The 18029-nt window shown below is 61.1% G+C and carries 15 protein-coding genes; 7 read left to right on the top strand and 8 right to left on the bottom strand.

The genetic code is table 11. From position 1 onward, the window contains the following. Positions 1–97: 97 nt before the first annotated feature. Both fabG and FEF26_RS06810 read left to right on the top strand, forming a co-directional pair. Positions 98–805 (top strand): 3-oxoacyl-ACP reductase FabG, encoded by a 708-nt coding sequence (gene fabG, locus FEF26_RS06815; RefSeq protein WP_138252792.1) that lies wholly within the window; start codon positions 98–100, stop codon positions 803–805. A 109-nt stretch (positions 806–914) separates the two neighbouring features. Beyond that, positions 915–1676, top strand: a complete 762-nt coding sequence (locus tag FEF26_RS06810) for an SDR family oxidoreductase (protein WP_138252791.1) — start codon at positions 915–917, stop codon at positions 1674–1676. An 11-nt stretch (positions 1677–1687) separates the two neighbouring features. Here the strand turns inward: FEF26_RS06810 and FEF26_RS06805 are convergent, their stop codons facing one another. The 3 genes from FEF26_RS06805 to FEF26_RS06795 all read right to left on the bottom strand — a co-directional run bounded on the left by FEF26_RS06805 (position 1688) and on the right by FEF26_RS06795 (position 5680). After that, a complete protein-coding gene (locus FEF26_RS06805) occupies positions 1688–2665 on the bottom strand; it encodes a M56 family metallopeptidase (protein WP_243730462.1) in 978 nt (325 codons plus the stop codon). 37 nt (positions 2666–2702) lie between these two features. Next, complete coding sequence (locus tag FEF26_RS06800) at positions 2703–3041, bottom strand: BlaI/MecI/CopY family transcriptional regulator (RefSeq protein WP_138252790.1); 339 nt, start codon at positions 3039–3041, stop codon at positions 2703–2705. A gap of 98 nt (positions 3042–3139) precedes the next feature. Beyond that, positions 3140–5680, bottom strand: a complete 2541-nt coding sequence (locus FEF26_RS06795) for a DNA gyrase/topoisomerase IV subunit A (RefSeq protein WP_138252789.1) — start codon at positions 5678–5680, stop codon at positions 3140–3142. A gap of 60 nt (positions 5681–5740) precedes the next feature. On the opposite strand from FEF26_RS06795, the gene FEF26_RS06790 reads away from it, so the two are divergent. Further along, on the top strand, positions 5741–8443 hold the full coding sequence (locus FEF26_RS06790; RefSeq protein WP_138252788.1) for a bifunctional acetate--CoA ligase family protein/GNAT family N-acetyltransferase: 2703 nt from the start codon (positions 5741–5743) through the stop codon (positions 8441–8443). A 13-nt stretch (positions 8444–8456) separates the two neighbouring features. Here FEF26_RS06790 and FEF26_RS06785 read toward each other — a convergent pair whose 3' ends face one another. Genes FEF26_RS06785 through FEF26_RS06775 form a run of 3 tightly spaced genes read right to left on the bottom strand, consistent with a single transcriptional unit; the run spans position 8457 to position 13263 of the window. Next, on the bottom strand, positions 8457–9494 hold the full coding sequence (locus FEF26_RS06785; protein WP_138252787.1) for an NAD-dependent epimerase/dehydratase family protein: 1038 nt from the start codon (positions 9492–9494) through the stop codon (positions 8457–8459). Continuing rightward, complete coding sequence (locus FEF26_RS06780) at positions 9491–12217, bottom strand: alpha/beta fold hydrolase (RefSeq protein WP_243730461.1); 2727 nt, start codon at positions 12215–12217, stop codon at positions 9491–9493. Before FEF26_RS06780 ends, FEF26_RS06785 begins: the two co-directional genes overlap by 4 nt. Next, positions 12214–13263: a 3-oxoacyl-ACP synthase III gene (locus FEF26_RS06775; RefSeq protein WP_243730460.1), complete on the bottom strand. Its 1050-nt coding sequence runs from the start codon at positions 13261–13263 to the stop codon at positions 12214–12216. The genes FEF26_RS06780 and FEF26_RS06775 overlap by 4 nt, the downstream gene beginning before the upstream one ends. Before the next feature lie 94 nt (positions 13264–13357). Between FEF26_RS06775 and FEF26_RS06770 the strand changes: the two genes are divergently transcribed. Next, complete coding sequence (locus FEF26_RS06770; RefSeq protein WP_138252785.1) at positions 13358–13972, top strand: DUF5998 family protein; 615 nt, start codon at positions 13358–13360, stop codon at positions 13970–13972. 11 nt (positions 13973–13983) lie between these two features. After that, positions 13984–15186, top strand: a complete 1203-nt coding sequence (locus FEF26_RS06765) for an alkaline phosphatase family protein (RefSeq protein WP_138252784.1) — start codon at positions 13984–13986, stop codon at positions 15184–15186. 19 nt (positions 15187–15205) lie between these two features. On the opposite strand, the gene sepH is transcribed toward FEF26_RS06765, so the two are convergent. Then, on the bottom strand, positions 15206–16369 hold the full coding sequence (sepH, locus tag FEF26_RS06760) for a septation protein SepH (RefSeq protein WP_138252783.1): 1164 nt from the start codon (positions 16367–16369) through the stop codon (positions 15206–15208). A gap of 239 nt (positions 16370–16608) precedes the next feature. Here sepH and FEF26_RS06755 point away from each other — a divergent pair, with 239 nt between their 5' ends. Continuing rightward, a complete protein-coding gene (locus tag FEF26_RS06755; protein ID WP_138252782.1) occupies positions 16609–16905 on the top strand; it encodes a DUF4193 domain-containing protein in 297 nt (98 codons plus the stop codon). Positions 16906–16945: 40 nt separating this feature from the next. On the opposite strand, the gene FEF26_RS06750 is transcribed toward FEF26_RS06755, so the two are convergent. Then, a complete protein-coding gene (locus tag FEF26_RS06750; protein WP_138252781.1) occupies positions 16946–17428 on the bottom strand; it encodes a DUF3093 domain-containing protein in 483 nt (160 codons plus the stop codon). Between the two features lie 127 nt (positions 17429–17555). On the opposite strand from FEF26_RS06750, the gene dut reads away from it, so the two are divergent. Beyond that, positions 17556–18029 carry a dUTP diphosphatase gene (dut, locus tag FEF26_RS06745; RefSeq protein WP_138252780.1) on the top strand — a complete coding sequence of 158 codons (474 nt, stop codon included), beginning with the start codon at positions 17556–17558 and terminating at the stop codon, positions 18027–18029.

Here is an 18029-nt window from a genome sequence, read left to right as displayed (position 1 = left end):
GGCGACGTAACATGAGCGGTCGCGGCGTACCAGCCGGTAAGTCTTCGACTCACGTAGGGTGGGGGTCGAGCAAAATCTGCACCAAGCAAGGAGCCGCATGAGCGAACGATCAGTACTTGTGACCGGAGGAAACCGTGGCATCGGCCGTGCTATCGCCGAGGCGTTCATCGCCAACGGCGACAAAGTAGCAGTCACCACGCGCAACGGAGACGCCCCAGAAGGCGCCCTGGGCGTCGCAGCAGACGTGACAGACTCAGCGAGCATTGATGCAGCCTTCACCACTGTTGAAGAAGCACACGGGCCGGTGGAGGTCCTTGTAGCGAATGCGGGAATCACTCGAGACACTCTGCTGCTTCGGATGAGCGAGGATGACTTCTCGGATGTTGTCGACACCAATCTCACGGGCGCTTTTCGCGTGCTGAAACGGGCGTCGAAGGGTATGCTGCGCATGCGCAGAGGCCGGGTGATCCTCATCGGCTCGGTGGTGGGTCTCTATGGCTCCCCGGGGCAAATCAATTACTCGTCCTCGAAGTCAGCGCTGGTGGGTATGGCCCGTTCGTTGACTCGTGAGCTTGGCGGCAGGGGTATTACAGCGAATGTCGTGGCACCCGGTTTCGTTCGTTCAGATATGACCGACGCCCTCGATGAAGAGACGCAGAAGAAATACCTGGGCAATATTCCCGCTGGACGCTTCGCGGAGGTAGATGAAGTCGCTCGCGTGGTGCGGTGGCTTGCCGGAGAAGACGCTGGATACATTTCAGGTGCTGTGATTCCAGTCGATGGTGGTCTTGGGATGGGCCACTGACTCCAGCGGCCCCACACGAATCATTGGGTGGCCGAGCATTGCCGCGATGCGGCACTCACGAGCCGCACAGAAGGCCGTACTCGGCCAGTCACGCTGTAGAAAGGATGTCATGGCAAACAAAGACCTAGAGGGCAAGGGCGCGATCATCACCGGTTCATCCCGGGGAATCGGTGCCGCAACAGCCCAGCTCATCGGCGAACGGGGTGCTGGCGTCGTCGTTAATTATCGATCCAAGGCACCCCGAGCCAAAAAGGTGGTTAAGGGTATCGAGGAAGCTGGCGGCAAGGCCGTGGCTGTCCAGTCCGACCTCACCGAATCACAGGGCACACAGGCTCTCGTGGATGCCGCAGTCGAGAACTTCAGCTCCGTGGATCTGCTGATTCTCAACGCGTCTGGTGGTATGGAATCCGACCGTGGTGAAGATTACGCACTGACCTTGAACCGGGACGCTCAAGTCAACATGGTCCAGGCTGCTATGAAAGTCATGCCCAAAGGCTCGCAGATCATCTTTGTCACAAGCCATCAGGCACATTTCATCCACGACGTGTCCACGATGGACGCCTACGAACCGGTGGCTCGTTCCAAGCGCGCAGGTGAGGACGCTCTCCGAGCAATGACACCGGCTCTGGACGAGCTCGGCATCACCCTCACCATTGTGTCGGGAGACATGATTGAGGGGACGATTACGGCGACCTTGCTCAACCGTGCAGAGCCCGGTGCCATTGAGGCGCGCAGGGAGGCCGCGGGCAAACTCTATTCCGTGGAGGAGTTTGCCGCTGAGATCGCAGCGCTGGTCAATAAACCAGGACTGGGGCAGGCTCACACCGAACTTGTCGGCGGCGCCGAAGATTTCCTAGCCCGCTCGCGCTGATTGAGCTTGTCCTAGCTGAGCAGAAGCAGCCCCGTCGGAACGGCCAGGAGCGCCGCTGATCCGGCCACAACGCCGAGCACAGCTAGTTTTCCCAGCGGTTCCTTGGGCGCGAGGAGCCGCTGGAGACGGGCACCTGTAATGAGCGTATTAGATGTTCCAGGTACGTCGTTGTCGAGTTGAGGTGCGCTGGCTGGACCATCATCATGGGGTGGCGTCTGAGCTGAGCTCAGGGCTAGAGACCGCAGCAACGTCTCTGGAGAATACCGGGTCAACGCCCCATCATCGGCGAGCATCTCAGTGAGCTCCAGGACGGCGTCTCGTCCGTAGCGATTCGTGGGAAGCCAAGGCAGTGCGCGGTACCAGGCTTCGAACGCCATGGTGAGCAGATGGTGCCGCTGCCTCAAATGGGTCTGCTCATGGGCTACCACGGCCCCCAACTCCGGTTGGCTCAGCGTGTTGAGCAGCCCTCGGGACAGCACCGTTACGGAACTGGCGTTTGTGCGTCCCGGGAGACAGTAAGCCAGGGGCGTCTCATGCTCGATCACCTGGGTATCAGCGTCGTCGACGGTGTTCGGCAGGGGAGTGGAGAGCAGGTCTACCAGTTGTCGGTGCCGACGGCGAGCACCCAGCACACGGAAGTAGGTGCGAGCCAGGGTGAGCAGAAGATGTCCCCCCAAAAAAAGCCCCAGGCACAGAGCGAAGATATGCCAGGGATGTACCTCCAACTGACCCAGCGTTTCGTAGTCTTCACTCAGCGTGAGTTGCACCGCGGAGCTGAGAGCATGTGGGAGGCTGTCGCCGAATGGGGATAACCCATAAACGATCGGTGCACCCACCATGGATAGACCACCGGCTAGGGCGATCGCCTGCCACAAGACCATAGCGGCCCAGGGTGAACGCCCACGGAAAGAAGCCGTGTGGAGAATCTTCGGCACAGGTATAGCCAACAACACGGCCAGGGCCGCAAGAAACAGGGCGAGAAATTCCACCTCACCAGTCTATTTGGCGGGACCGGATCAACACACCTCAGCCGAGGATGCGGCGCAGTGCGGCGGCCTCAGATTCTGAGACACTTCCGATGAACCGCGCAAGAACTGCCTCGCGATCGGGAACCGTACCGAGTACCTCGTTGAGCATCTCTACGGTGTGCTCTTCACGGGAGGCAACCGCGGCATAGCGGTGGGGCCGGGAGGACCGTTCGCGCAGCACCATACCCTTCTTCTCCAGCCGGGCAAGCACGGTCAAGACTGTGGTGACGGCCAAGTCCTCGTCTAGCTGCTCACACACTTCATTGGCGCTCAGCGGATGCTCTGAGTCCCACAGCAGAGTCATGACTGAACGCTCAAGCTCACCGAGTGAAGCCATGCTGGTTGCTCCTTCTAGGCAGGATAGTTATCTCTATAAGATACTCTGATCCGGAGCAACTTTCTACAAGCCGTAGAAGTGTTGCATCGTGTCGTGGCTCAGTTGGGCAGAAGGGCCAGTGCGGCACGGCTCATGGCCTCTGGGCTGGAAGCGACCGCTTCAACGGGCTGCTCAACAGGCAGACCCGAGCCGTCACGCCGGATCAGCTCTGTGGGCAGAGTGCGCGCGGCACCGCGACGATCAGCTGCCAGGGCTGGTGCCAGCACGGCGGCCCCCAAAGTCAGATGATCCTCACCTCGAAGAAAACGGTGGGCACGTACTCCACCGGTGGCGCGGCCTTTAGCAGGGAACTCGTCCACATCGGTCACCTTCACACTGGCGTAGCCGAGACCATCGAGGGTCTCGTCGCCAGCGGAGCATGTCACAACCACGGCAGCAGCAGGTGCGTCGTGAGCAGATGCAGGAATGACACTGAAGCTCAGGACCGTGTCATCAGCGGCAAGTTTCATCCCGGCCACGCCTGTGCCGGTGCGCCCCTGAGGCCGGACGCTGGATGCGTCGTAGCGCAGCAGTTGGGCGGAGCGAGAGATGAACACCAATTGATCGTCGTCTTCAGCTGCAGCTGAGGCTCCGATAATGTGGTCCTTCTCCTTCAGAGTGATGATCTCCCAATGGTCTCGGTTCAACGGATAGTCGGGATTGACGCGCTTGACCCGACCAGCAGCAGTGGCGAGGGCAATCACCTGATCCAGCGGAACGAAGCTTATGAGCTGTTCTTTTTTCTCCAGTTGCAATGCGCCGGTCATAAAGTCCTTGACTTTGCCACCCTGGTTGAGGTTGACCGATCCTCCAGCGATCTCCACTGCGGGCATCTCTATCACCGGCACGCGAATCATTCGGCCATGGCTGGTGACTGCCCCAATCTCACCTCGAGCTGTTGTGGCCACTAGCGAACGCAGAACATCGTGTCTGCGCCGCCGGGAGGGGTGCAGCAGCGAGGACCGGTCAGTGGTGCGGGCCAGCATCCCTGAGTCAGAGAGCACTACCCAGCAGGGCACGTCTGGGATCTCGAGTGAGCCGGAGGACACGGCGTCTTTGCCTCCAGAGGCGGGCGCCGACGCTTTGGCCGCAGCGGGTGTCTGCTCGACGTCAATAAGCTCAGTCCGACGGTCGTCGCCGTATTTCTCTGCAACATCAGCGAGTTCATCTGCGACTGTTGTTCGCAGCAGGGTGTCGGAGTCGAGAATGGCGCGTAGTTCAGCTATCTCCTCCTCGAGCTTCTGCTTCTCCTGCTCAAGGTCGAGGGTGGAGTAGCGAGTCAGCTGACGGAGCCGAAGCTCCAGAATGTGCTCGGCCTGCAGCTCTGAAAGATCAAAGATCGACATCAGGCGAGTTCGTGCGGCGGCTGAGTTGTCAGCTGCCCGAATGATCTGAATGACTTCATCAATGTCGAGTATGGCAATCAGCAGGCCCTCGACCAGATGGAGGCGATGCTGACGTTTTCCGAGCCGATGAGTCGTTCGGCGGCGTACAACGTCGATTCGGTGATCTACGTAGACGTGGAGAAGCTCTAAGAGTCCCAAGGTGCGCGGCTGATCGTTGACCAGGGCGACGTTGTTGATTCCGAAGTTAGTTTCTAAGGGCGTGTGCTTGTACAGCTGAGCCAGGACGGCGTGCGGATCGAAACCGGCTTTCAGCTCGATGACCATCCGGGTGCCGTGCTTGCGATCGGTCAGATCCAGCACATCAGAAATTCCCGCCAGTTTCTTGGACTGAACGGCTTCCTTGGTCTTGGCGATGATGCTCTCGGGACCGACCATGTAGGGCAGCTCAGTGATCACAATGCCATTGCGGCGCGCGCTGACCTGCTCGATGCTCGCCTTAGCTCGAATCTTGAAGCTGCCGCGGCCAGTCCGGTACGCCTCATAGACCCCCTCGAGACCGGAAATCCGGCCACCCGACGGCATATCAGGACCCGGTATGTGGGTCATGATGTCTTCAAGGCTGGCGTCTGGGTGCATGATCAGATGGCGGGCCCCGCTGACCACTTCACGCAGATTATGCGGTGCCATGTTGGTCGCCATGCCGACCGCGATACCTGAGGCACCGTTGACCAGGAGATTGGGAAACGCTGAGGGCAGCACTTTTGGCTGCATGAACTGGTTGTCGTAGTTCGGTTCAAAGTCGACGACATCTTCATCGAGGTCCGCGGTCATAGCCAGGGCAGCCTGTGCCATGCGCGCCTCGGTATAGCGCGGCGCTGCCGGACCGTCGTCCAGTGAACCGAAATTGCCGTGGCCGTCTACCAGGGGCAGTCGCAGCGCCCACGACTGAGCCATGCGCACCAGGGCGTCGTAGATGGCCGAGTCGCCATGCGGGTGCAGCTTGCCCATGACTTCGCCGACCACTCGTGCGGACTTGACGTGGCCCTTCTCTGGGCGCAGTCCCATTTGCGCCATCATGTAGAGGATGCGTCGCTGGACGGGCTTCAGTCCGTCGCGGGCATCTGGGAGCGCCCGGGAGTAGATCACCGAGTAGGCGTACTCCAAGAATGAGGTTTCCATCTCGGAGGAGACATCGATATCGGTGATGTTTTCCGGAGGTGTAGCGGGCGCAGCGGCGGCAGGGCGGCGAGCCATAAGAGGTGGAAGCTGTCCTTAGTCTCGTAAGCGGGCAGTTATCTGGTTAGTCTTGATCCTATGGGTGAGAAGCCGAAAGTCAGCGGATATCCGGCCCACTGGGAAGCAGATGTTGTGCTTCGCGATGGTGCGGCAGCACATTTGAGGCCAGTGGGACCGGAGGATGCTGAGCGACTTCAACGTATGCACTCTGCCCAGTCGGAGTCCTCAATCTACCTGCGTTACTTTACGTACAAGTCATCGCTGACCGATAAGGAGCTAGAACGGTTCACCAATGTTGACCATGTTGACCGGGTTTCAATGGTCGTTCTGCTTGACGACGAGATCATCGGTGTCGGCGGGTTCGACACAATCGATGACACCGCAGAAGCGGAAGTGTCCTTCAACATCTCTGACCGTCACCAGGGGCGCGGGCTGGGCTCCGTCCTCTTGGAACACCTTGCGGCTGCTGGCCGTGAGCGAGGAATAGAACGTTTCTCTGCTGAGGTTCTGCCCGAGAACCAGAAAATGCTCACAGTGTTTTCGGAGGCCGGGTACGAGGTTCAGCGAAAGTATGAGGACGGTGTGGTGCTCTTAGAGTTCCCCATCGACCCCACTGATAAGTCTCGGGCCGTGATGGAGTCCCGAGAGCACCGCGCCGAGGCTCGCAGCGTCGGGGAGTTATTGGCCCCCGAGCACGTGGCCGTGATCGGTGCGTCCCGGGAGTACGGCTCGGTGGGGTATCACTTGCTGCAGAACATTATTGAGGGTCGTTTCACCGGTGGAGTTCACTCGGTAAATCCGGACGCTTTTGAGATCGGAGGCGCCAGAGCATTCTCTTCCTTGGCGCACATCAAACAGGATATTGACCTCGCAGTGGTGGCTGTGCCCGCTGAAAAGTTGCTGGAAGTGGTGGCTGACTGTGGACGCCACGGAGTCAAAGGCATGCTTGTGGTCACCAGCACCAGCACCGATGAACAGCGCGAAGTGGTCCGATTGGCTCGCCGTTGGGGGATGCGCGTCATTGGGCCATCCTCTGCCGGTCTGATCAATACGGCTCCCGGAAGCTCACTCAATGCTTCGCTCTCACCAGTGATGCCGGTTCCCGGCGGAGTGGGGCTTTTCAGCCAGTCAGCGTCAATGGGCATCTCCCTCTACGCACAGGCTCACCGAAGGGAGCTGGGACTATCTGCTGTGATCTCTGCAGGCAACCGAGCGGACCTCTCTGGTAATGACGCGATGCAGTACTTCGAGGACGACGACGCCACGCGTGCGGTGGGAATCTACCTGGAGTCCTTTGGCAACCCCCGCAAGTTTTCGCGGATTGCTCGCAGGCTTTCGCTCACTAAGCCCGTCGTCGTTGCGACCACCGACTTGATGGGTCACCGTTTGCCTCCCGGACACGAAGTTCGACTCTCGCGAGCCCCGTTGAGCGCAGTGGACGCGATGCTGACCAATTCTGGCGTGATCCAGGTCGGGAACCATGACTCGCTTATGGATGTGCTTGAGGTGCTGGCGACGCAGCCGCTGCCCGCGGGGAACACTCTGGGTATCCTGTCCAATTCCCCGTCAATGTCACGGTTGTTGGCCGATGCAGGTGAGGCCAACGGGTTGAAGCCCACCACTGTCATAGGCAATCTTGATCTGGATCAGACTCGGTCACGTGCGGAGAAGAACCTGACGAGCGCCCTTCGGGAGCTCTTTGAAGACGATGAGGTTGATTCCGTCGCGGTGTGCCTGCAGCCGACGATCACTGGGGAGCATCACGATCACTCGCGGGCCATCTCCATGACTGCTCGGCAGTACACGAAACCTATGGTGATGTCCCTCATCGGGACTCTGGACTCCAGCATTCCGCTGAACTACGTCGGCAACGCAGGCCCGGTGATTGAAACCTCCGCCCTTCAGCAGGGAGTGCCGATCTTCTCTTCTCCGGCTCGTTCCATCTCCGCTCTGTCCAAAATCACCCGTTATCAGACCTGGCGTGCACAAGGAGTGGGGGAGTCGTTCATCCCGGAGGGCTTGGAAGGTACCAAGACGGCCCGGAAGGCGGACGCGCTCCTCTCTGGTTGGCTTGAGTCCGTCGAGGGTGCGGCCCTGCGCCGATTGACTCAGGAGGAGACGCAGCATTTGCTGGCCCACTACGGCCTCAATGTGCTTCCGTCTCTGCCGTTCGACACACCCGACGCCGCTGCAGCGGCCGCTGACCGCTTGGGGTACCCGGTGGCGGTCAAGTCCACCAATGCCTATCTCCGCCACCGGCTAGATCTGGGTGGGGTGCAGCTGAGCATTGATTCCGAACCGATGCTGCGGCAGATTGTCTCCGATATGCGGCGCAAGCTGGCCAAGTACGGCAGTCCCGGCCTGGAGGTGCAGTCGATGGCGCCGACCGGGCAGGGGTGCATCGTTCGTGCTATCGAGGACCCCATGATCGGTCCGGTGCTTTCTTTCGGAATGTCTGGCGACGCGGTGGACCTCTTGGACGACTGGGCCCATGCGGTGCCGCCGTTGACGGATCAGGATCTGTCTCGATTGGTGGGCACACCGAAGGCAGCTAAGAAGCTCTTCGGGTACCAGGGTGTCCCGGCCGTGGACTTTGATGCTCTTGGGGACACCGTCCAGCGGGTTGCGATGTTGAAGGATAATCACCCTCAGGTGGCGAATATTCAACTTTCGCCTCTCTTGGCCTCTCCGGAGGGAGTGAGCATTCTGCACGCGAGTGTAGATATTGCCAATCCTGAGCAGCGGACCGACTCAGCTCGTCGCGCTATCTCACGATACTGAGGACTATCCGACCCTAGAGCACGCGCCCGGTGCGCCGGACATGGCGGGTCAGGGCTAGCAGTCCCTGGTCGATGCTGACGGTGGGGGTCCAGTCCAACACTTTGCGCGTGTGGCGCTGATCAAACCAGTGGGCGGTGGAGAGCTGCTCTGCTAAGAACTTTGTCATAGGCGGCTCGTCCTGGTGGGGACCTGTGGCGGCCCATATCTTCTCCACGACCGACCCGGCTGCCTTGGCTAGGGCTGGCGAGACTCGAAGCGAAGGTCTGCGGGCTCCGCCTGCCTCCGCGATGCCCATCATCAGCTCACCAATCGGACGTGGTTCGCCGTTGGTCACTACGAGGCGCCGTTCAGGTATGGGCAACGCTGCGATGTGCGGGAGGCGGCGCAATCCTGCGACGAATGCATCCACTGCATTGTCGATGTAGAGCGTGTCCACCAAGGGCGCACCGCTTCCCAAGAGGGGGAGTCTGCCCGATTTTGCCCGGTCAATAATGCGCTTGGTCAACTGGCCGTCTCCTGGGCCCCACACCAGGTGCGGACGCATGATCAGCACGTTGATGCCCACTGAGCCGCGAGCCTCAGCAATCAGTTCTGCCTCAGCTTTGGTCTGGGCATAGTGCCCCACCACATGTTCTGGGTCTGCGGGCCCGGCTGGCGCGCCGATCAAGGAGTCTCCCGAGTGGGCCACAGAGGGGGAGGAGACGTGCACTATGTTCTCCACCCCGGCTGACCAGGCAGCGTTGAAGACTTGCTCAGTGCCGAGGATATTGACCTTCTCGAAATCTTCACGGCGTCCGGATACAGAGACCTTTGCCGCCATGTGGATGATGGCATGTTGACCAGCCACAGCCGCCTCCACGGCCTGAGGGTCCTCCAGAGAACCGCGAACATCGCGCACACCCGGCAGGTGTGACGGGCTGCGTTGGAATGTGGTCACCTGATAGCCGAGTTCGGCCAGCCGAGCTGCGACGCTGCGCCCGAGCAGCCCTGAGGCTCCTGTGACGAGGATGCGAGACGGCGGCAGAATCTCTGCAATATGCGGCGGAGTCATGGCGCTGGCACCTTCTCACCGGCGAGGATTCGGTTCGCCCACGAGGCTAGGGCAGTTCGGTCGATCTTGGAGTTGTGCCTGATGTCGGTGGGGAGGCTGTCGACCACCAACACGGCGGAGACTGGGGCGTCAACGGAGGCGTCGCGGACTCGCCTGCTGAGCTCAGGGAGGGCAAGAGGAGAGGAGCCCACCGTCAGGTTCTTGCCCGGTGATGGTTCAATGATGACGACGACGGCCTGGGTCCCAGCGGGGCCAACCCCCACTGCGGCTGAACGTGCCACCTCTTCAATGGCGTCCACACGTGTCTCCACCGCGCCGGGACCGAGGGGGCCGGCCGGGGTCGTCATCACATGCTGCAGCCTTCCCTGGACCCACAGGCGGCCGGAGGGGTCGAAGTGGCCGATGTCCCCGGTTCTGTGCCAGAGCAGACCGCGATGCCGATCGCGACGAGACTCGCGGTCGGTAAGCCACAGCCGGTCATAACCGGCTTTCAGATGTGCCGCTGAGACGACGATCTCGCTGAGGACACCAGGAGCCGAATCGGGATCTCGGAGGGCCTCTGCTGGCCTGCCGAGGCTGTTCAAGGGCGCGACTGCGAACTCAACACCTTCTACTGCGGTGCCTACGCAGACTCCGAGCTGATCTGTCTCCATTGCCGTGTGAATCTGCTGCCGGGTGATGTCCGTCTGGAGCAGCCCCTCAGTCATTCCGTAAGGGGTGTGCAACTGCGCCTGAGGGAAAAGCTGCTGCACCTTGTCCAGAAGCTCGGGATGCACAGGTGCGCCGGCGGAGAGCACCAACCGTATCCGCTGGAGTGCCTCTGCCTGATCCGCGGAGAGCTCCCCAGAGGTGGCAACGACATTGCTCAATGCTGCGGGAGATCCGAAGAACATGGTGGCATCGCCTGCTGCGGCCGCTTCGGCGACAGCTTCGGCTGTGAGTGTCGCGGGTTTTGTCACAGTCATATCAGGGGTCACGGATGTCGCGCCGATGGCAGGCCCCAGCAGTGCGAAAGGGGCGAAGCCGGCGATAAGCGAGGATCCGGGACTGACCGCGAACGTTTGCCGCAACAGGGCCACCAGAGCTCCGAGGCGCCGGTGGGTGTACACCACGCCCTTGGCCGGGCCCGTTGAACCTGAGGTGAAGAGGATCGCCGCCGCAGACTCAGGGTCTGGAATCGGCACCGTCTCCAACGTGGTGGAAGTCCCACGACGCAGCAGCCGCTCGACCGAGGCTTGTGCCCCGGTCAGGCGTACCAGCCTGGGGGAGAGCGCGTTGACGCTAATCCGCTTACCAGGCCAGCCCAGTGTGCTGGCTACGAGGAGGCCGGTCTTCTCTCCGATCACCCAGTCGGGCCAGGCGCTGCGCACAGCCCGGGTCATCCCCTTCAGCCCAAGCCCAGCGTCAGCGACCACAGCTACCGCACCGAGGCGCAGGCATGCGTAGAGGATAGCGGTGAGCTGGTTGCCTGGCTGCACCAGAAGGCTCACACGGTCACCGTGGCGCATACCGAGTTCGTAGAACCCTGAGGCGAGTGAATCGACCTGGGACTTCAGTTCCGCCCAGCTGACCTCCGTGGTCTGATCATCGGCGAGCTGCACCACGGAGGCCGAGTCCCGCCTCCACGACAACGCCATCTGATCGAGCTGATCGTGAAGTCCGCTAATCTCATCGGCTGGCGGGGGAGAAACCGCGGTGGTGGCGGCGGCGGATGTGAAGGTGTCGCTGAGCCAGGTGAAGAGAACTTTTGCGATGTCCCGGTCCTCGGCAACAAGATGTCCTGCACCTTCAAACCGATGCAGATCGGCCTGCGGAAGTCGGTCAAGCAGGTCATGGAGGTACTGATCACGGAAGACTGGGTCTTTCGGGCCCCACATCAGCAACGCAGGCTTATCCCATTCGCGCAGTGCCGCCGCCGACTCGTCCAGCACAGCTCGAGAGGCGTGGTGGGCAGAAGCAGGAATATCAGCGACGAATCCGCCGATGCCCCCGCGGCCGTTTCTGGACACATAGGGAGCGCGGTATGCGGCCGCCACTTCGGGAGCCAAGCCACCATCGGCCAATCCCAGAGTGACGCGAAGGAAGGCATTGGTGAGCACCGTTGAGCTCGGGAGAAGTCCTGGTGCCATGGCCGCTTGCAGCGCTGCGGGCACCGGGTCCCCAGAGGGGTGGTCCACGGCCGTGTTGAGTGTCACCACGGCGTCGACCATGTTCCGGTGACGGGTTGCCCAGGCTAAGGAGATGATGCCTCCCCAATCATGCCCCAGAGTCACCACCGGCCTGTCGACATCTAGCTCAAGAGCTTCAGCAAGTCCATCGAGATCGTCGAGGCGCTGACCGAAGCGCCGGTAGCTGGCAGCACCAGGCCCTGGCGGCTCAGGGTGCGCCAGGCGGTCAGAGAACCCCATGTCCAGTTGGTCTGGGGCGATGACTCGCCACGCGTTGTGCGGCGTGGCCACACGAACGGAAGCTTCGAGTACAGCCCTCCAAAGGTACGACCAGGTGGGGTTGCCGTGGACAGCGAGAATTGTTCCTGTGGGTGTGATGCCCTGAGCTTGGAGCGCGGGCCCAGTGTCTAAGACGTGGAATGCGTGGGGGCCATCCGAAGACTCCGCGGTGACCAGGCGTGACCACTGGGTCTGAATCCCGGGAAGAGGCGTCTTCGTCAGGACCTCAGCCGGCAGGCGTGCCCCATTTGCTGGGATGGGTCGCCACCAGCTCACCACTGAATCTCCACCATTGCCGTGTTGAGGCCCGACCCGACTCCCATGCACAGCACGCGGGCCCCGGTGAAGAGGTTCCCGGCATTGGCTTCGCGGGCCAGAGTGATGGGCAGTGAGGCAGGACCTACGTTTCCGAGTTCGGGGTAGGTCACCGGTACACGCTTCTTGTCGAGTTTGGCTGCTTTGATGATCGATGAGGTGTGCAGCGAAGAGACTTGGTGGGTCACATAGGAGTCCATCTGCTGCCAGTCAAAGTGCGACCTGGCATCCTTCCATGCGTCCATGACGAGTTCTAGGCCTCCGTCGAGGAGTCCACGAGCGTCAGTGAACATGCCTCGATGATCGCCGACACAGAGCCCGTGGTGTTGAGTGGCAGCACGCGTCACCCCACCGATGATTCGATGTCCCTCAGGGTGGGCGTCGGCAGGACCGATCACTGCAGCCGCTGCGCCACATCCCAGCGTCAGAGATGCGAACTCGCTCATGAAGTCTTCCCTCGACAGGCCGTCTTCGAGGGAGTTGATCCGGTCGATGGTGGCATCTTGGACTTTTCGGGCATCTTCGCCATTGACGATGAGTACGTACTTTGCCTGCCCGGCGTCTATGAGCGAACTGGCCAAAGTGATGGCATTGACGAATCCGAGGCACGCATTGGTGATGTCGAAGTTCATGGCCGAGCTCGGCAGACCGAGATCGTGGTGCAGGCCCACGGCCACAGAAGGCTCGAGGTGTTCTCTGCTCACTGAGGTGTTGATCATCATCGATACCTCTGAGGCGTCAATTCCGGCAGCTTGGAGCGCTTTGCGACCGGCTAAGACTGTGCCTGCTCGAACATCGCCGTCAGCCCGCCAGTTCCTGCGGGCCCGTACACCTGCGACTCGTTGCAGGAGCCCGTTCGGTAGGCGGAGCCGTTTCAGAGCATCAGCAAGCCGCTGGTCCAGATGCTTAGATGTGAGAACCTCCGGAGCCTCGACTTCTGTCACCGACAGCAGCGCGGCATTGCGGTGGTGGAAAGTCGCGTTTCCGTCGCCCTGGTTTTGAAGCACCGGTCCATTATCCAGAATCAGGCTGTCCCCTGCGAATCGAAACCACGCCGTCTCGAAATGAGGGGGGGTGCAGCCAGCGATACTATTGAGGGTTATGGGCACATCCACTGTCTCTCTGAAAGAGGCCATCGACCGCGGCGGGTTCTACCCGTCTCTGGTTCATCACACCGTTACTGAAGCTCTCGACGGCCGCGAGCCTGAACAACAGATCGTTCACGTCGACACACATTTCGACTTCGAAGAGGTCCACCGACACATCACCGTATTGGTGTTGGCCGAGGACGTCATGGTTGTGGCACATCTGGATGATCATGACGCAGATGAAGACCGGCCCTTCCAGCACGAGGACGCTGGACCATCAGGATCGTCTGAAGTGGTGGCGCGAATCTCAACTGAGGTCGTTCCCGTCGTCCGCCTGCGTTCACTGATCCTTTCTGAAGTCCACCGGCGGCCAGACAAGTTCCGACCGGATCGAGGTTTGGCGGAGGTTTCCCTGAACATCAACTGGACCGGCAGCGCCAGGTTCGACTCGATGCCCGCTGACTGCGGAAACCCTGAGTGCGTGGCGGACCATGGTGATACCGGAACACTCGTTCCTGAAGATGTCACCTTGCGTATTGCCGCAACTGCAGAAGGCGACACAGCTGTGGACGAGGCGCGCAGTTTCGTTCGCGCTCTGCGCCGCGCCACCGTGAAGTACTCCCGCTGACGGTGCCTGTGATGTCGATGCCGCAGCCGTCCTCCGAGGCGGGACCGCACCTTCGACATGTGCTGACATCAGCAGCGGCTGCACTGGGGGTCGATGGTTTCGACAACCAGCTCGGTGTCCCGGAGTCGAGTATCTGCGTCGTGGTTCTCGCCGACGGGCTGGGCGATCAGCTCTTGGCCGCGCACTCCGGGCACGCCCGGTTTCTGGGGGGAGCGTGGCGGCGGCAGAACACCGCACAAGTTTTGGACACTGGGGCGCCGACGACGACGGCTTCGTCCCTGGCGAGTTTCGGGACCGGGCTCTCCCCTGGGCGTCACGGGCTCGTCGGCTATGACGTCTTTGCGCCTGAGCTGGGCAGAGTGGTCAACATGTTGGGCCAGTGGGATGCCGAAGTGGACCCCGCAATGTGGCAGCCCTATCCGACGGTCTTTGAGCAGGCTGCAGCCTTTGGGGCTCAGGTGCTGACGTCTTCTCGCCCCAAGTTTCGACAGTCAGCGCTCACCCAAGCAGCCCTGCATGGCGGGGAGTTCGTAGGGGCCGAAACCATAGAGCAGAGATTCGTTCTGGCAGAGGAGTGGATCCGCCGACATCGCTCTGCAAGGGGAGGCATCCGCAACGGCCCTCCCGATCCGCTCATGATCTACCTCTATGTGGACGAATTGGACAAGGCAGGACACAGGGCTGGAGCGGGCTCCGATGCGTGGTTGAGAATGCTGGAGACCCTTGACTCTGCAGTCTCACGGTTCTCCGCGCAGCTTAGGCGAGATTTCGGCGATCAGGCCACAGTGGTGCTCACTGCAGATCATGGGATGGTCAATATCGCAGAAGACCGCAGGATCGATATCACCGGCCGGGCAGATCTCCTGGAAGGGATCTCACACACGGGAGGGGAACCGCGCTTCCTCCACCTCTACGCCGCAGATCCCGGCCAAGCCGAGCGCATTGCAGCCCAATGGGCCCACGTCTACGGTGATCTCGCGTGGGTGGTCACCCGCCAGCAGGCGGTTGACGCCGGGTGGTTCGGTGCCGTGGACCAGCGTGTGCTACCGCGTATTGGCGACGTCATGATCGCAATTCACGGCGATCTTGCACTTTTCCACACCGAGAGAACGGGCGAGGCTCCTTTGAAGATGATCGGTCAGCATGGTTCTCTCACCGAAGCTGAGCGCCGAGTCCCGCTGCTCGAGCTCACGGGACGGTCGTTAACTGCCTGAGATGTGTGTGGGCATCGAGTCAGTCTTTATTGCCGAAGAGGATGTCATCCCAACGAGGCATCGTCGGGCGCCGCGATGATCCTCGCTTCTTCGGGCGAGGTGCTGGCGGCTCTTCTTCCTCCTGCGGTTCAGATGCGGTGCCTTCCTCGGTCGAACCAGCATCAGCAGTGTTCTCTTCGTAGCTGAACCCCCACGCGTCAGTGGAGTCAACCTCTGGCTCATCACTGGTCTCTTCGGCGTCGACCGTCTCCTGACCCAGTCCGGGCAGCGTGTCAGTGTGCTGCTCCTCAGCCGGGGGCCTAACGGACTTCTCGTCCCGAGTCAGCAGCGTGGCGAGCTTATCGTCGCCGTTCTCGTCGGTGCCCAGACGCTGACCGCGGCGAGCTCGCAGAATGTCCAGAAGGTCCTCATGGTCAGCGCCGTCGCTTTGCGGAGCGATGGGTTTCACCGTGGGATCGGAGCCGGAGGCGCCAGAGGTCTCCGCCTGATCCTCGACGTCGAAGGGTTTGTCGACGGCGGCAAGGCGCCTTCCAGAGCTCGGAGCCCGACCAGCTGGAGGCAGTGAACTCAGCGACTCGGCCCATTTGTTCTCCGACCTCACAGTGCGAGCCGCAGGATCGAAAATCCACTCAGCGGGGGGTTTCTGACCGATCCCCGCCGCATGAGTGTCTGATGAGGTGAAATCAAAGTCACAGGTGACAGCCCACCGTCCATCTTCGCGGCGCCACGCATCCCAGACCATTGACTCCAGAGATACTCCCATGGCACGGAGCCGTACCTTAGCCATGGCTTCTAGAGTCGCTGGGGCGTCCCCGAAGGCCAGTCGATGCTGCTCCGCTGAGGAGGCACGGGCAACAACAGTGTCCCTCGCCCGGGCAGCGTAATACGCGCGCTCATCAGCAACAGGCCCCGCATAGCGCAGAATGTGCTGCCGGCTCAGCCCAGAGTCTTCAACAACCTGTTCGATACTCGCTCCTCCGCGCAGTCGTGCCTGGATGGCGCGAGGAGACAACGCGGGTGCGTCTCGGGTCTTCTCAGTGGGGGAGGCTATGCGGGCCAGAGCCGCACGCAGCGACTGGTCCACAGGGAGGCCGTACTCGGCGTCGGACCCGTCGGAGAGCAGCAGACGGGGCGTCTGACGTTCCATTCCAGGGTCGACTCCCACGATCCGCAGATCCTGCATTAGCAGTGTCCTCCGTGTGAAATCGGTGGTTCGGTCATCTATGTCGGCAACTGTATCGCGGAGCGCAGCTGGCTATGGGGGAGCGGCTCAACCCCGCCTGGAAGGATTGATTCCGTAACCTGATGACTCCGACTTGTCACAGAGCACGCGATACGACACAATCTGTGCGACCTCACTCGTTTGCCGGGCCTGCACCGACCTGGGCGAAAGACGCACGAACCACCATTGGAGCACCTGATATGGCTACCGATTACGATGCCCCGCGCAAGAACGACGACGACGTAAATGAAGACTCGATCGAAGAACTGAAGAACCGCTCCTCCAACCGTCAGTCCGCTGTCGTGGACGAGGACGAGACTGAAGCTGCTGAAGGCTTCGAACTCCCCGGCGCTGACCTCTCGGACGAAGAACTCCAGGTCCGTGTGCTTCCCGCCCAGTCTGACGAATTCACCTGCACCTCGTGCTTCCTGGTGAGGCACCGGTCGCAGGCTATTGAAGGCCCCAGCGGTCTGGTGTGTAAGGACTGCGAAGACTAAACCTCAACGCATGTGTAGTCGGTCTCGGAACCGGCGGTGCTCAATCCTCGCTGATTGAGACTCCGCTGGTCTGGACCGGTTCACGGGAGTCCAGGGCTTCCAACACCTTCTCTGGATGCCGACTGGAGAACAGCCAGTACGGAGTGGAGTCACGCGCATCGGTGATCTCCGCCGTAATCACAGGGTTGATCCACCCCCGAATGCACTGGTAACTCCGTGCGTCGAAACCTGGACCGAGCTGCTCCCGGGCGGCGCCACCGCGGTGTGCCACGACGTGGCCGAGGTACTCACGTTCCACTTGGGCACGGCCTACTTTGAGCCAATGATCGGTCACCTCAATGCGGGGAGTGATGGCTACTAGCGCCGCAGCACACACCGCCATACCGATCACCAGGGCAATGATTCCGTACGTCACACCGATCGGAAAGAAGATCGTGGAGAATGAGCCACCGATGATGACTCCCGATAACCAGATCCACCAAGCGGGCCACAACTTTTCGACGTAGCGTACAGAATCACTCATAGGATCTATCGTCGCATGGAACTCGGGACTGGTGAGTGGCGGCGACGCCGTCGAGTTCCTCTTGTGGCGAAAGCCCACTGAGCGGGGCCACCTTGGTGTGAATCACTTGCCGGTAGACTCATGAAACGTGAAGACCATTCAGGTTCCCCTCCAGCAGCTCGACTCGGAGCTGCCCATGCCGCGATACGCCCACGACGGTGATGCAGGAGCTGACTTGGTCACCTCCGAAGACTTCACCCTGACTCCAGGAGAGCGCCGCATGGTGCCCACAGGAGTTGCTGTCGCTATCCCCATGGGTTGGGTCGGTCTGGTCCACCCGCGCAGCGGTCTGGCCTCGCGGCACGGAATCAGCATGGTCAACGCCCCGGGCACTGTCGATTCCGGTTACAGAGGCGAACTGAAGGTGTTGCTGATCAACACAGACCCAAGTCAGACGGTCAGCTTTAGCCGCGGGGACCGAATTGCTCAGATCGTCTTTCAAGAAGTCGCACGTGCAGTCTTCAGCCCGGTCGAGACGCTGCCAGATACAGCCCGCGGCACAGGAGGATTCGGTTCAAGCGGGCTGAGTTCCACCCCTGACCACTACGCCCAACAGCTTTAA

This window comes from Nesterenkonia salmonea, assembly GCF_005771525.1.
Taxonomy (GTDB): Bacteria; Actinomycetota; Actinomycetes; order Actinomycetales; family Micrococcaceae; genus Nesterenkonia; species Nesterenkonia salmonea.
The sequence above is the reverse complement of the archived record's forward strand: the minus strand, read 5'-3'. Positions and strand labels throughout refer to the sequence as shown.

What these genes read in the sequence shown, in the direction of transcription:
- FEF26_RS06800 (WP_138252790.1), bottom strand. Translation starts at nt 3,041, where the DNA reads ATGGCTTCACTCGGTGAGCTTGAGCGTTCAGTCATGACTCTGCTGTGG.
- sepH (WP_138252783.1), bottom strand. Translation starts at nt 16,369, where the DNA reads ATGCAGGATCTGCGGATCGTGGGAGTCGACCCTGGAATGGAACGTCAG.
- FEF26_RS06755 (WP_138252782.1), top strand. Translation starts at nt 16,609, where the DNA reads ATGGCTACCGATTACGATGCCCCGCGCAAGAACGACGACGACGTAAAT.
- FEF26_RS06770 (WP_138252785.1), top strand. Translation starts at nt 13,358, where the DNA reads ATGGGCACATCCACTGTCTCTCTGAAAGAGGCCATCGACCGCGGCGGG.
- FEF26_RS06795 (WP_138252789.1), bottom strand. Translation starts at nt 5,680, where the DNA reads ATGGCTCGCCGCCCTGCCGCCGCTGCGCCCGCTACACCTCCGGAAAAC.
- fabG (WP_138252792.1), top strand. Translation starts at nt 98, where the DNA reads ATGAGCGAACGATCAGTACTTGTGACCGGAGGAAACCGTGGCATCGGC.
- FEF26_RS06810 (WP_138252791.1), top strand. Translation starts at nt 915, where the DNA reads ATGGCAAACAAAGACCTAGAGGGCAAGGGCGCGATCATCACCGGTTCA.
- FEF26_RS06750 (WP_138252781.1), bottom strand. Translation starts at nt 17,428, where the DNA reads ATGAGTGATTCTGTACGCTACGTCGAAAAGTTGTGGCCCGCTTGGTGG.
- FEF26_RS06790 (WP_138252788.1), top strand. Translation starts at nt 5,741, where the DNA reads ATGGGTGAGAAGCCGAAAGTCAGCGGATATCCGGCCCACTGGGAAGCA.
- FEF26_RS06765 (WP_138252784.1), top strand. Translation starts at nt 13,984, where the DNA reads ATGTCGATGCCGCAGCCGTCCTCCGAGGCGGGACCGCACCTTCGACAT.
- FEF26_RS06785 (WP_138252787.1), bottom strand. Translation starts at nt 9,494, where the DNA reads ATGACTCCGCCGCATATTGCAGAGATTCTGCCGCCGTCTCGCATCCTC.